Below are 15,027 nucleotides of genomic sequence, written 5' to 3' on the forward strand. Positions count from 1 at the left end.
TCATCTCCAGGAATGAAATTTCATTTTGGCTAACGCATTTATTTCATCATTTATTTGTTTTACAGTTATTTTTATTTCCGAGTAATTCTTAGGGTTAGATCTTTCTAACACATCCGAAAAAATAATTCTGTGCAGATTTTCTAAAAAGGCAGAGAGTTCATAGACATTGTTCCTTCTAATACTCATCCGTTTCTGTATTACTTCTATTTTTTCAATAAGTTCTTCTGGATCAATCCGCCAGTGGTCGCATAACATGCACTCACTTGTCATACATCTTTGAGCCTCATCTGTACAATAACCTACTGATAGCTTTTTCTTTATTTTAGAAAGAGCAGGTTTATAAGCTTTCGATTTAATCTCATCAGGTAAAAACCAATTCATACTCAGGTTATTATTTAATTCAATTTGTGCATTATGTTGAAATTTATTCATTAATTTAAAGACCTCTGAATCTATCCAATATTCTAAGTGATATGAATAATGGTACTGTGCTCTTATCGTTCTATGTCCCCCAAGTCTAGCAATTTCCACTGGGGAAATACCTTGCATCATTAATGAACAAAAAGCGAAATGCCGAGTGTCATTAGGACTTACTCTATTATCAGCTTGGATGTGTATGTTATATTTGGCTCCTATAATCTCTTTGTAAAATCGCTTAACTAAATTATCAAGCGCCTCTCTAGAAAAATAATTATGATCATTTTTGAAGGATTCTCTGACCTCTGTCCTATCTGCCCAAATAAGTGACCTATATGAAATTAGCGTTGCAGTTTCTCCATATTGTTTGGTTGCAACTAGATATTCCTCAATCATTGAATACATCTCACACGTTATTTCAATTGTATCAATAATCTGTATGTTTTTCTTTTCCTTTGGTTTCTTTTCCCTAGGTAAGCGAAGATAATACTTATCATTTATGCTGAAAACACATTCTCTCTTTATAAGACAAAATTCTGATGCTCTTATTGGCACTATATTAGTTAATTTCCACCAAATTAAAACCGGATAGTACATAATTTTCTTTTTGACCCAACCAATATTCTGATCATAGAGTTCTTCAAAATATTTTTCTAAGTAATATGAAAATTTCAACACCTCAGTTGAGGGTGGTAATTCCCTAGGACTAACTTTTATTTTAAACTTCTTTCTGACTTCAAGGAGTCTTGGAACATATATTTCCCCTGCTTCGAAATCGGAATAATCGAAGAAATTACATACGGCATTTATTATTGTTGCTTTTCGATTGTCACTTCTTAAATCATAATGAAAAAAATCAATGAACTGATCAACGTTTTCTTTGTGGAATCCATTTGTAATTTCCAATGCCTCGAGTAGATCTGAATATAATGGTACAACTGAGCTAGGGTAATATTCTCCCAACAATTCAATTACCCAGCATTTTATTACTTCTGTGTACTTTTCATTACAGCCTGCTTTTAGGCACTCATTAAAAGAAAAGTAAATTTTCCTCCCTGGCGAAAGATGATTAGAACAAACTAAGTAATTTTCATCAAACCCACCCTCTATTAACAAACCATCTTTTTGTAAAGCTTCAAGTATCCCTTTCGCACGGCTCTCAAAAAATTTAAAATCAAACGCTTCGTCAGACATTATCTCTAACACTATATCATTTTCACTTTTTCTTTCTTTAGCTGTCCACACTTTCTCCGCCCCCAAACCATTTATCTTTATTTTTTTTCGATAAGAACTTACTAATATTTAGCTCATCAATATTCTCTATTAGCAAAAAGTACTCATCTCTACCTTCTTCAAAAAATTTAAAAACCTCATCTTTCCCGAATTTCTCACATGCATCTGCTAGAAGGTCTGTTTGTACAAAAAGCATATTAGCCATTCTAGAACGCTCTGCTTCATATTCAGTGTTTTCAAATTCAACTTTATAATTATTTAGCAAATTCTTAATGCTTAATACTAGAGAACTGATAGCATAGAAGTTTGGAATTGAATAGGGACAACTTTTGCAATCTAAGTTAGGCTTTAAGCATTCAGTTTCCGAGTACAAACATGATATATTCTTTTGCCGACTAGGAAGTAGATTCGACTCCAATTTAAATAAAAGGTCACTAGCTTCTTCAATCCCCATTTGTAGGATCATATCAGCAACTTGGTACCTTTCAGTTTGAACTGTATTTATAAATCCTGCGGTTGCTTCGATATGATAAATATCTTTAAACCGACTCTTTAAAAGAGTAATTTGTTTCGTTCGCTCTTCTCTATTCTCACTAGTTCCCAATAGAACTTCTGCCAATAAGTTTGGAATATAACCAAAATGCTGTCTCTCAAATAATTGCCTAGTCAGAAAGTTAAACTCTTTTTCTGGAATGTAGATATATATATTAGTTGTCTCAAAATCCTCATGAGACCTTAGTCGTTGTGTTATCTCATGCGCAGCCGTGCCCTTGCCCTGATCAACCAAAATAACATACAAATATGAAAGTAATGATCTGTTGAGTTTTCGAGATTCAAATTTAAAAGATTCAGAATAATGACTAAAAAATTTGTTTCTTGCTCTTTCTGAAAATACTGGCCTACTTAATCCAAAATCAATAATCCTTGTCGCCAGAGGTGTAACTTCTCTTGTTATGATTTCGCAAATAATAGCAGCAGTTGATAATGCAATACTTAAATCTTCCGAACAAAAAAAATTAGCAATAGCGCCCGTTTTATTCACTAATATATCTTGGCGCATTACTTGATTTATTACTATACGTGCCTGGTCTAAACACAAAGTATTACTCTTAAACCACTCCAAACTTAAAATGTTGACTTCTTCTAATTTAATTCTAGGAAATTTCTCAATGACATCGTAGTGTCTCCATGCATTATTCAAATGTATTAGCACGTACAACCATGAAGAGGAATAATAATAAGTTTTTTTAGAATTCATTTGATTCATAGCATCTTCTAAAGCAAATTTAACATGCTCATCTAAATTCTTTGCATAATTAAAAAGTGCCAAATATTCTTCATAACTATATATTGATTTGTCTTTAGAAATAGCAATTGTTTTAAAGGGATTTATTAATCTTTTAAAATCGAATGATTTCATTTTATTGATTAAAAGTACGCTATTAAAATGTTTTAAGAACGTATACATAATTCTTCTATGAGTAATCGGTATATTATCGTTAAACAAATGGAGATTAATATCATTTGGACTTCTACTATAAAGTTCTTCCCCATCACACAAACCAATAATATTACTTGTACATGCAGCATATTGCATTATTCTCGGTCTAAGAGAGACTTCACTTGCGGAAGATGTTCTAAATATATTGTCACAATAGTTCAGCCATTCAGTTTTTGTAAACTTAGGTTTATATGAAAATGAAATATCCATAACGTTTAGAATCTGTTTAAATGCCATTGCTGGTTGACCGTAATCAATGACATTCACACTACTCTTCAATTCTGCTTCTCGGTTATATACTACAAAGAACTTGTTTACATCGGCTCGTTTGAAAAGATACTCCGAATTCTTTGCACCACAAGCAACTCTTTCAAGAGTGGTGCATTTAACTCTGAACTTGGATAAAAGGACATGAACCTGCTTCTCGTTTACACCGAGTTTTTCACTTATTTCTTTAGAAGTATAGTAATTCCGCAGCGCTTTATTAAATTTATTTTGTAGAATATTAACATCTTTTTTATTAAATAACATGTAACCTCTTACGTTGACAGGTGCGATCTTTTCTTCAACTAGGACTTTATGATATCTTGCCTCTGTTAACTTTAACATGGATTTAAATTCATCTTTTTTATAGTAATCTTTTTCATTAATAGTGATTGGAAGCTGCATTGCTTGATCTAATTGTTCACGGTTAATAAAACAAAATACCTCAGTAATTCTAATTGTTTCAATACAATTTTCCCTTACTAATTTGTCTAAATAATAGGCATTTAAACTAATCCATTTTAATAACTCTGATTTTAATTCGAATACATTTAAGAAGTCATTTAGTTGATTTTTGTGGATGAACTCAAATGAAGAGTTAATTGGTTTTTCTAATTTCACTATTTCAATAGCACCTGTAGCAGCTAATTTGTAAAAATGGGTTTTAGTAAAGTACTCATTTTTAAATAATTTAGCTGCTTTGGAAAGCGGAAGATATTCATTAGTGTATTTCTTCTCGATATGTATATATTTTTTATAAGAGTCTAGATGGATATATGAGACCCCATTTACATCTTTGATTACCTCTACATGTCCGTATTCTGCTAACCTATATATTGTTTCTGGAGCCTTTTTAATATGACTATATTGGGGATCTGTAAAAATGGCCCAAACCGTTACATATTCTTCTTTATTGATATTCGAAATGAGACTAGGTCTGAGCAGTTCAAGGTATTCTTTTAATACGTATGTAAACTCTTCACTGAAGCTGAGTTCTATAATGCTGTGTTTTCGTTTTAGCTGTCTGTACTGGTAAGAATTTATTCCTAAGTTATTTTTCAAAGATTTGATTTGTATATATTCATCTCTAATCATATTTAGGCTTTTAACACTTACATATAAATTGTTTAGGTAATTTATTGTCTCTATTACCCCAGCATTTCTAAGTGCCTCTATTCCTTGTAGAAAACCTCTCATATCCGAACTCTTACTTCCACCTAGTTCCCTATAGAAATCTCTGACAATAATATAATTAGATAAAATCCGATTCTCGTTTTCAATAAAGGCTTCTACTTCACTGATTGACACAAGATATTTCCGCGTTCCATAATTATCTTTAATAAACTTGATTACCCCTTGCTTATTTAATGATTTCAGTCTTTTCAAACCAATGTTTAAATATCTATACTTAGGACCCAATGTGATTGCATTTAAACTTACTAGATCATCATTAGCCATGTTTCAATCTATCCCTCCAATGATTTTTGATTACATCCACATCTATCCGCCCCATTTGTTCAACTGACATATTTTTTAGCGTATTGATAGCCTCTCTTAGGCTCTGCAGTGTTACTTTCTCATCAACATACTCCATTGCTGAATCTATGCTTGTATCTCCTCTGGCAATAGCTATTTGTGTGATTGAAAGCCCCATATCAAACAGGAAATTCGTGAAATTACCTCTTCCGATATGTGTTGACCAATGCGTTTCACTTAAAAGCTTGTAGTCCTCATATCTACCTTCAGTTGTCGATAATTCTAATAAAAAACTTCTTTTTAATTTATTAAATCTTCGCTCATACACAGTACCTGACATTGGTTTTCCATCTGAATCTACAAAAAGAGCTGATAAATTTTTAATCTCATTCCTTTTAGCTCTTAGATCTAGCATTTTTATATGTTTACTATAAACTTCCCACACAAGGTCATTATCAAGGATAGTTTGGTTAGCTAGATGATGTTGCAAATAGTTCAATCTCTTTGGATATTCCTTACTTGTATCTTTTAAATGTTTAAATAAAAGTTCTCTATTATCTTGGATTTGAACCTGAAATGACTCACGAAATCTAACCAACACATCCCCGCGGGTTACATTCACTAGCTCACCTCGACGTATTCCCCCATAAAATTGCAAGCATATTCCTAGTGCAATATCCGGGGTGAACTCTAACGCTTTTTGAATAAATTCCGTAACTAGTAAGTACCTGTTTTGCCCGAAATCCTTTAATTTATGCCCCTTATTCGCGCCGTTACCCTTAGTTTTCTTTGAAGGATACTTAGTGTGAAATGAAGCATGTCGGAACGGAGATTCAATAATTATTTGATTATTTTTGCTCGTATATCTTTTCATCGGGAACTCAGGTGAAATTAATCTTTGTTCCTCAAGAAAAGAAAAAAATACCTTCAGGAAATTTTCGTAATATTCAACAGTCGACTTCTTATTTCCCAACTCTGTATGAGAACTAATAAACCTACTACCATGCAGATACTTTACTCCACTTATTCCTACCTCTTTTAAAGGTGTAAATTCAGCGTCTCCTTCATCAATTTTCTTATACAAAAAATTTAGAAAGTCACACACCACCCTTGCAGGTGCTAGTTGTGAGTTTAATGATTTCCCTCTATATTCATACATTACTCTAATAAAATTAGTTAAAGGGTGAGGTATGAGCATCCCACTGACTTTATCTTTTAGTGCAATATTAACCACCCTAGTCCTTTTCAGTTTATTATTGATCAATTCCTCAATCTCAGTTTCCCGAACAACAAATTTGAAACTCGATAATACATTGCCCATAATTATTAACCTCTCACAGTTTAATTTTAAATAGAAAAAGCCATTTTACGCATAGTTTCCCTAATGGGAAATGCAACTTTTTAAGGTTGCTACTTGCGTAAAATGGCTCATGGCCGAAACAAATTTATTACATTATATTCCTATCTAATACTTTAATCAATCTATATTTTAAAATAGGCTATGCCCCATACTTACTAATGCATTTCAATGTCGACAGATTGCACTTTTGAGCTATAAGTTCACCGCTACGAGAACTAAAGTGGGCTAGGTTGAGTGGAACGATCTCAAAATGGCAACAAACTCCACGTGATAACTACCCTCCATTTGGTAAATTATAATCTAACTCACCTTCATAAAGTAATTTCCCATAAGGATTAAAGCCCAAAAAGAGACCAGTTTCCTTTACTGGTCTCTTTTTCTGCACATTCAATTCGATGGGTCCATAATGTTTATGGTTTGAGGTACATTCTTTCTGGCAGCTCGTCCCAAAATAAGTGTATTGCATCCCTATAATTTACGATCTCATTATCATCAACAGCAAGTACCTTCTCATTCAACGTCGTTAAATACAGATCCATTAGACGAGTATGGCTTGTTGCCGCGAAGAAATCCGGTCGGATGGCTGCAAGCTCTTTGGCGGAAGGACCGTCACCATGCTTTATCACATTCTGGAGATGTCGCAGTTCATTAATTTTGTCCCAACTTGCTAGGGTAGACACATCGACACCACACTGCTTGAGCATGGCCTCAATATCAGCGAATTTTGTACAAAATGACGGGAAATCGATGATCTTTCCCTTACGATTTTGTAATCGATGATGTCTGGTAAGCTCCTCAAATGCAAGCTTCCTGATCTGTTGTTCCCAAAATTGATACAGGGTAGCAATACTCATCATCTTGAGATTGTATTGAAATAGTGTTACTCCTTGCCAATACTCCAGCCCGCGTTCCATAGCCTCTTCTGCAATATCAGCAGGATCATGCCGATCTGGATCAAAATATCTACCAGACTCTTCAAAATATTCTTCGGCTTTCTCGTTGGCTTCCTCTTCTACATTATCAAACACAGACGCGATTCTCCCAGTATATGTGTTCACATAAAAGGTAATAGCATTCTTAAGACTTTCGCGCATATACCCAGGCAAATAAATAAATGCTGTCATTTAAACTCCCCCTTTATATTAAGCCAGACTTTCGCCTTCCAATCTACACGATTCTAATTGCATTATCCCATCCACCTGTCTCGGTTAACAGGGTGAAAGTATTACGACTGCTCATCATTCCCACCAACGTTAGCTTCTGAAGAGCTCAATCGATTAAGAGCTGCCGCTGGCAGCTTACCTTTCCCCGCACAGAAAAAGGCCAGTATACGCAACTGGCCTTCTGGAGACTATTCATTTTTTCTTCTTTTTACTACGGCCCTTAGCAGTTATTTTTGCCATTTTCACCTTCCGGATATAAGCAAATCTATTCATTTCCCCGGTAGTCATATGGCAATTACTACACAAGGGCATTTCCCCTATCAATTTTTGAGGCTCAATTCTCGTATGCCCCTTGGGGCATTTATACTCAATTTGAAATTCTGTTCCTGGTTCTACCCATCCTTTTGGTCGCTTAGGAGCACGCTCTATATTCATCGATGTTCCAGTTGTCCCTTTGTAATATGACATGCAGCTTCCTCCAATTCACTCACAACTCACTCTTACTATTGGCCTTTTCTCCCTAATAGAATAGCATGTAGCGCATACAGCCAACTAGAATATAAGCATGAATTTAGCGTGGGAAATATTGCTAGTATTGAAAATGAATACAATGTACAATTTCATGTAGAATTAAAGCTATTAAAGGATAGGAGAAATCTCATTATGGACTATGCCAAGTATGAAGGTACAGATCTTACCATCTCTGCTTTTATTAATCAACATCACGATATTGGAGAAAAAAAGGCAATCGATAAATTGAAGCGATTTGGTGAGAAGAAAGTACTTTTCTGCCCTTTCTGTAATGAGAACTTGATACTGCGTGCCGGCTATAAGCGTGAAGTTCATTTTGCACACATCAAAGGCCGTACTTGCCTTATCTCCTCTACTTACGACCTTTATACAGCTCAAACTCAAGGACAAACCAAGGGGCATTCGGTTATTCGTAACCTGATTTACGATGAGTTAAAGAGCCAGGAAAAAATAAAGAAAGATGTTCGTGTCGAATATGGGTATGCAGCCAAACCAGAAGAACAATGGAAGCTTATACCTGACATTTTTTTGCAAGTTGGCAGTCGTGAAATTGCCATTAACATCATTACCAATGTGAATGATTTTGGAGATCGAAAAACACTAAACCAATTTATCAAACGAGACCGTTTCTTTCGTGAAAAGGGTATGGATGTGGTTTGGTTTGTAGAAGATCGAGAGCTGGCCGATGACATGGATAACCGGGTTATCCATCTATGGGAAGCTGAGTACAACCTTACGATTAAAACCGAACAGGATGAGGTTTGGGATGCTCTGCTACATGAGCTTGACCATGCCAGCGTGGAACGTGTGTATGAGATCATGGGCTACAAAGCAAGAAAAGATCTCGCCCTAGACGTCCGCAGTTTGTACTATGTACACTCACTTGATGAGGGGATACAATTCTCCGTTCATCGTATCATCCTGGATGAGAAGTTCTCCCCCTTTCGTTCCTTTGCTGTCAATCGAGGATACCGTATGAGTATGTCATCTGCGCTCACCGTATCGGACACCATTCATCTAAGTGATACTAAGCAGGACGAAATAGACCGAGAGGCATTTAAACAGGAATACTACAAACATAAACAAGAAATGAAAGAAGCTGCAGTAATAGCTGCAGAACAAATAAAGCGACAGAAACAAGAATTGGCTGAAAAAATAATCGTTAACCGTAGAAAGCATTATGTGGACATTATGAAAAAGCGACATGATTTAAAAATCTCGCTTACGCAAGCTGAGCTGAAGCTTTTTGAGAAACTGACTCTTAAGCACAATTACACACCCGACAACTTTTCGGGAATTTTAAACGTTCAAGTGAAGTATGCTGATCTGATCGCTACCCCCGCCCATGTCTGGCAGTTATGGCTGTTTGATCGTTATATATTCAGGAAAATCGAAAAATCGGATAAAAATGAGCTGCCTAAATTATGGCTGGAATATACCGTTGAAGAATTCAAAAGGCTACGCAATGAGGGGACCTTTCGCACGAATTCGTCTAATGACCACGCAAATTATACTTTTGCACTTTATAGCTATATTTCTGTGCTAAATGATGCTAAAATTCTGCAGAATCTCGGCAGCATGACAACCAAATATCAACGAATCATTTGTGATCGTCTTCCGCGCTTTGATTCTCACAAGGAGAATGCCCTCTTACAAATGTATTTCGAAGGATATAATCACGAAACAACGATTGAAGTGGCCGATAGATTTTTTGATGAAATAGATTCCCTTCAACAAGAAGCTCTCGAAAAAATAAAAGGGAACAAGCCAAAGCAGCTTCAAGTACCAAATAAAATGCCTAATCTAGTGCCAAAGTCAGTTGAACAAACGGCGATTATAAATAAAACAACCATTGACTTCGTTGTATCACAAATCCAAAAATTTAAGGTAGAAGGCACAATGAACACAGAAATGAGTCTTCAGATCAAACAGTGCGAGGTAATCATTTCAGAGTACAACAAATCTGGTCTCATGGACTGGAATCAGTACACAACACTCTATCAATTCATGATGAGGATGTGACGTATCTCGCCGATACGATTTTGTGTCATACGTTGTCTCATACAATACCTCGCAGTCTTTGGGCGTACGTACCTTTGAAACCAATAACACCTTCATGCACAGCTACTTCATTCGCCAGATCTCTGTTCTTTGGTGTATCTTTTGCCCACCAAATCCCCATTGGCCAAGAGAACTGAAAATCACTTTTGCGTAATCGATCAAGCACCTGATTTTCCGGCCTATGAGGAAATTGGATCTCAATTTTTTCTTTCGTATGATCGAGGACCCAGCCGCCTGCTTGGTTGGATGTATTTTTCATTTAGAATCTACCCCTTCACTATTTGTATTAAGGAGGGAGAAGGCGCCCGGGCCCCTCCTCTCCTAGCATTTTGTGTTGTTTTAGCGGCCCGTGTACAATCGCCTTGGCTCAGCGGCACCCCTAGGAGGCTCCGACCAAAAGGAAGTTGGAATACCGGAGCGTAGTGAGGATATGCCGAGAAAACTTTTGGTTGGAGGGGCCCATAGTACGCTTTAGAGCAGGCGGTTAGAGACAGCCTTTAAGAGCCGATAACCGAAGGCTTCCGATAGAATCGGGAAGGTATCCATAGTTAAAGAAAAATCAGTTTATATTTACGATCCTCCACCCCGGCGGGTACCCGCGATTGCGCAGCAAAAAAGCCCCATGGAACAAGAGGGATTTACTCTTGGTCGCTTGGGCTTTTAGTGGGCGGCGGTTTCCGGTGGCGAAACATCTCTTCTATTGTTTCATACGATGTAATGGGGATCTGGAACGGCGAACGGCCCCATGGTTGGGATATAGTCAACCCGCCGCGCCGATCGAGTGACTGCGGATCTGGGCAGTCACCGATTGAGTGCGGCCGCAAACGCCTACGGTAGGGTTTACTGCACGATCTTCCTGGCTGCGCCGCTATAGGACGCTGCGGATTTGGGCAGCGTTTGAGCGAGTGCAACCTGCGCGAAATTACGACCTCGTAGGGGATAATTCAGGTAAAATCAATCAACACGTGAAAAGCAAGTAAAAATCGAAAATATTATTTCTAAACCAGCAGGCCACGCCACATATGGAATTCGTGGTTTTTTAGCGAGAAATACGGTCGAACAGATGTAGAACGTGTTGTGTTCTTATGATACGATAGGCCACCACTTCAATCCAAAGATACCGCTTATGGCGGTGTCATCCTTGCCTGCCCACAATCAAAGGCAGCGGCAGCGACATATCGCGTCTTGCCGATCTGAGTCATTCTATAAGACTATGCTTAATCGTTTTATAGTGTATCACAGTGTTTGAAGAGCACAGCGAGATCTTCTAGTTCAGCTAGATTGACAATCCCTTTGGATTTTTCAATAGCCTCAATCTCATGTTTACTCTTTTCGATGAATTCCTTTGCTGGATTGGAAGAGGCAAGTGCTTCCCAATTTATCAATTGTGCTCTAGCATGAGAGAGTGAATAATACAAATCAGATAGTTCTGCAGCTGCATCGATTTTTGTTAAAGTCTTTGCCATATAGTCCTCTTGAATTTCTGTCATCCCTACAAGCATATATTTTTCTTGAATCCGCTTCGCTCGAAACTCTGAATAATATAAGAAATATCCACCGATATTATATTCCTTTGTACCAGGTCGCGAAGATAAAACATCTCCATACCTACTGACAACTTCACTTGGGTATGTGAAATAGTAATCAAAATAATGTATTAGCTCGTGAACTATAACGGATTGAATACTATCTTGTGAAGCTGGTATAGCTGCAAGCTTCGTGACGTTAAGAATAATAAAGGGTATATCAAGCTTTTTAGTCTCTTCATTTTGAAATACCTTTGGGATAAACATAGCATTTGAATTATCTTTTAGATTCGGATCCATATGTCTTTTTTGCAACTCACTAATATAATCCCTCGAAGCTACAATATGAATCTTTAATTGGTCGACAGAAAGACCTGTTTCCCTACAAAAATAATCAACCGCATTTTTAGCATACTGTTGATACTTTTTTCTGATAAGTTCAGAATCTGTTTCCAAAGTTATGTTTCCACCTAATGAAATAACCTTAATTAGAATCGGCTCCTTCTCTCTACTAAATGCATTCGACTAACTTTAACTTAATATGTTCACATAAGCAGATCCTCAAAGTCAATAGTTTCCAAATAAGAAAGACCGAGGGCTCTTATACATATCGGCTTGCTCAGCCAACCTGCTAATCCCATGGATCTCTCCTGCAGGTGCTAGGATAGATTCGAATGAAAAACGGCTAATCTCGGTGTAACCGGGATTAACCTTATCAGCATTTTACAAACAGCGGCGCTAGCTGCTAAAAAGTAAAATGCCGTTCGATCTTTCAGTTACTTTTCCCCAGGAAGCCAATCATCTTGCTCAAGTACCTGACACCCCGTTCTCACCAGCTCCACACATGTTTCGCATACGTTGCCGTCAAAATCACTAAGAATGAGCGGTTCTAGTTTTTGGGGGGCGACCAATCTCCCACAACAATCGCACTTCGATTCACTCACGGGTATCAGCTCAGGCTCACGACCAATGGTTTCGACGACATCACGCCAATTCCCAACTTCGATGGTAAGCTCATCGAGCGAGCACTCAAAAGGATAGGCATGACATAATTCTATAGAGTCATCGTGGTTCGAATCCCAATCTTCCCAAAGTTTCGTAAATGCTTTATTTAAACCCCTACCGTATGTCTTTACAAAAGAAAACAAAAAAATATTCTCTACATGTTATACATTTATAGAAAACGAGCAATATTGTAATTGATAGAGGATAAAGCTTTAAGGCGAAGCAGGTTAAATGAAAATATCAATTTAGTTGCCGGCAGAGTGTCTTCCACTCCGCTCAGAGCCTTCGGAGGCTAAAATATACAGTTTTCGATCATCATTTGGCTCGCAATGGAGATCTTGTCTAGGAAAGAAAATATTAATTTTCGCTAAAAAAAAATAATTTTATTTCAAAATTTTCATTTTAACCATGTCCACAGCCGCGTATAATGTACAAAAATAGCAAATTAGAATGATATTCAAAAAAATTATTATATAAATTGCTCTGATACATAAGTGCTTAATATTACAAGAAAAGGCATATAATAATTAGTGAGCCCATTATCGCGACGAAGGGATGTGATGAATCGGATTAAAAGTTGCTAGGGTTTATTCTAGGAAAGGAGGACTACACAATGGTTTATGTAGACAAGATGAACGAAACGAATGTAGTGTTTGACTGGCTTGGAACTCATTCTGAATTAGCAAGGATTCTCAGCATTTATGTCCGACTACTCGCGGCATTGCTAGAGCTTCTCTCCAAGCTGTTCAGAAAACGCGAAAAACCGACTCATCAAGGACAAGTCGGTTCATCGAATGGCATTACAACGAATCACTCTTCTTAATCGGCTCACTAATCCTAATTAAGAAGACGAAAACCCTGACCTTAATCGCTGTAGGAGGCGATTAAGGTCTTTTCACTTATTATACTGGCCAATTGATGTCTTTGCTATACACACGGATGCTTATTTATATGTGAATCCCCTAGAATTAGAATGCAAAACAGCTAGGTGAACGATGAAATTCCATAGCGAATGTCCACACAAATACTCGCTTGCTTCAAGTTAGCTGCTAACTCCTTCTCCTAGGAAGGTACACCGATCGTGCTGGATAGAAGCTCATGAACTAATACATCTTGATCAAATGCATCATAAATGTTTATCGGAATCGCGACACCTTTTCCGTGCTAAGCTCCTGCAGATCGTATCGAACTAAATCTTGATACTCATACCAGCTACACCCAGCAGACAGTATCATGTTGTAGATATCCTGGCGATGACGTACTCCAAAATGCTGCATTAACTCCTGCATGCTATATAGCTTCTCAGGAATATCTGCAGCTGGAGATTCAACAACCACTGTCAGCAGAAAATAAAGTGTTAGACTGGGGTTCTTGATTGGACGAGGTTTTGGAGTTGAATAATCGTCAGCTTTTGAAAAAAAGTTTTAGACTGACCCTAGAAATTGAAACGGCGACAACCAAGGACGAGAAAATAAAGTCCTAGAGTGTCACCGTTTCATTCAGCTAACTTTTCCCGTTAGCTTTCATTGCATCAATTAAATTTATAATAAAAGCACGTGGTGAATTAGCATCAGAAAACGATTGAAAAGTAGTTACAATCTTGCCTGCCGAATCCATTGTATATCTTTCCGTAGCAGTTAATTTACCAGAAGCAGACTTAAACACATACTCCAATGTGTCACCATCAATTACTGCTTTCACACCTCTAAATGTATTTGAGACTATCTCATTTATCTGACTTTGCGTGAGTCCACCAAAAGACTTTTCTGCAATAATTGTAGAATCAGAAACAACTTTGGCAATGTCAGAAACCAACCTAGATGATAGAGGGAATTTCCCCTTTTTTACAACGTATCCAACAAAAAGTGCTCCTGCTGTTACTGCTGTTACTGCTGTTGCTAGCTTAATCACTTTTGATTTTTTCATATCGACATTTACCCCAATTTTAATTTAATTTCCGTGTCATAGTAACAAATTCTTCAATGTGACCTGTAATACAGTTTCAAATTAATCAACTAACCGGCCTGTTAGCTTAACGGCACTATCAGTCTAACACTATATTTTCCCAGTCTAACATTTTATTTTCTTCTGACAACCACTACACTAGACTTCCCAAGACTGCCGCTGGGTTATTGCAGTTATCTTAATTGCCTTGCACTAAATCATTCTTGGCTAATTCAAATGCTACTGCAATTTTAATCTGATAATTTTTACTAAGTCCTTTCATCCAATTCTCAATTGGATACACATCGACTATCGGAGCAATTGTTTTTAATTATAGAATGAGTATCTACAAGTAACTAAAGTATCCTCACCTTGTTCAGGTGTCCATGATAAAGTGTGCGCTGTTTTTCATCTCGGGAAATGTCATTTCTATTTATGTTTAAAAACATACTCATAGATATTATACAGCCAATTCACGAACGGATAAGCTAAAATTTGCTAAGCATTACTCTTCATGAATAGAAATTTGTACATTATGGTTGTATA

General features: G+C 36.9%; 11 protein-coding genes. 2 read left to right on the forward strand and 9 right to left on the reverse strand.

Going from position 1 to position 15,027, the window contains the following annotated elements:
* The 5 genes from GC098_RS14400 to GC098_RS14420 form a co-directional block, all read right to left on the reverse strand.
* Positions 1–1,662 carry a site-specific integrase gene (locus GC098_RS14400; RefSeq protein WP_171643837.1) on the reverse strand — a complete coding sequence of 554 codons (1,662 nt, stop codon included), beginning with the start codon at positions 1,660–1,662 and terminating at the stop codon, positions 1–3.
* On the reverse strand, positions 1,649–4,873 hold the full coding sequence (locus tag GC098_RS14405) for a hypothetical protein (RefSeq protein ID WP_171643838.1): 3,225 nt from the start codon (positions 4,871–4,873) through the stop codon (positions 1,649–1,651). Before GC098_RS14405 ends, GC098_RS14400 begins: the two co-directional genes overlap by 14 nt.
* The gene (locus tag GC098_RS14410) at positions 4,866–6,212 is read right to left on the reverse strand and encodes a site-specific integrase (protein WP_171643839.1); all 1,347 of its coding nucleotides are present in this window, start codon (positions 6,210–6,212) and stop codon (positions 4,866–4,868) included. Before GC098_RS14410 ends, GC098_RS14405 begins: the two co-directional genes overlap by 8 nt.
* 449 nt (positions 6,213–6,661) lie before the next feature.
* Positions 6,662–7,375, reverse strand: coding sequence for a hypothetical protein (locus tag GC098_RS14415; RefSeq protein WP_171643840.1), 714 nt, complete (start codon positions 7,373–7,375; stop codon positions 6,662–6,664).
* 231 nt (positions 7,376–7,606) lie between these two features.
* Positions 7,607–7,882 carry a hypothetical protein gene (locus GC098_RS14420; protein ID WP_171643841.1) on the reverse strand — a complete coding sequence of 92 codons (276 nt, stop codon included), beginning with the start codon at positions 7,880–7,882 and terminating at the stop codon, positions 7,607–7,609.
* 195 nt (positions 7,883–8,077) lie between these two features.
* Between GC098_RS14420 and GC098_RS14425 the strand changes: the two genes are divergently transcribed.
* Positions 8,078–9,967, forward strand: coding sequence for a competence protein CoiA family protein (locus tag GC098_RS14425; RefSeq protein WP_171643842.1), 1,890 nt, complete (start codon positions 8,078–8,080; stop codon positions 9,965–9,967).
* 37 nt (positions 9,968–10,004) lie between these two features.
* On the opposite strand, the gene GC098_RS14430 is transcribed toward GC098_RS14425, so the two are convergent.
* From GC098_RS14430 to GC098_RS14440, 3 genes are all read right to left on the reverse strand, one after another.
* Complete coding sequence (locus GC098_RS14430) at positions 10,005–10,265, reverse strand: hypothetical protein (RefSeq protein ID WP_171643843.1); 261 nt, start codon at positions 10,263–10,265, stop codon at positions 10,005–10,007.
* 967 nt (positions 10,266–11,232) lie between these two features.
* Entirely contained in the window at positions 11,233–11,988 is a 756-nt protein-coding gene (locus GC098_RS14435) for a hypothetical protein (RefSeq protein ID WP_171643844.1), read from the reverse strand.
* A 320-nt stretch (positions 11,989–12,308) separates the two neighbouring features.
* Positions 12,309–12,680 (reverse strand): hypothetical protein, encoded by a 372-nt coding sequence (locus GC098_RS14440; RefSeq protein ID WP_171643845.1) that lies wholly within the window; start codon positions 12,678–12,680, stop codon positions 12,309–12,311.
* A gap of 470 nt (positions 12,681–13,150) precedes the next feature.
* Between GC098_RS14440 and GC098_RS14445 the strand changes: the two genes are divergently transcribed.
* A complete protein-coding gene (locus GC098_RS14445; RefSeq protein ID WP_171643846.1) occupies positions 13,151–13,360 on the forward strand; it encodes a hypothetical protein in 210 nt (69 codons plus the stop codon).
* 680 nt (positions 13,361–14,040) lie between these two features.
* Here the strand turns inward: GC098_RS14445 and GC098_RS14450 are convergent.
* A complete protein-coding gene (locus GC098_RS14450) occupies positions 14,041–14,463 on the reverse strand; it encodes a hypothetical protein (RefSeq protein WP_171643847.1) in 423 nt (140 codons plus the stop codon).
* Positions 14,464–15,027: the final 564 nt, after the last annotated feature.

It is taken from the genome of Paenibacillus phytorum, assembly GCF_013141715.1.
GTDB lineage: Bacteria > Bacillota > Bacilli > Paenibacillales > NBRC-103111 > Paenibacillus_E > Paenibacillus_E phytorum.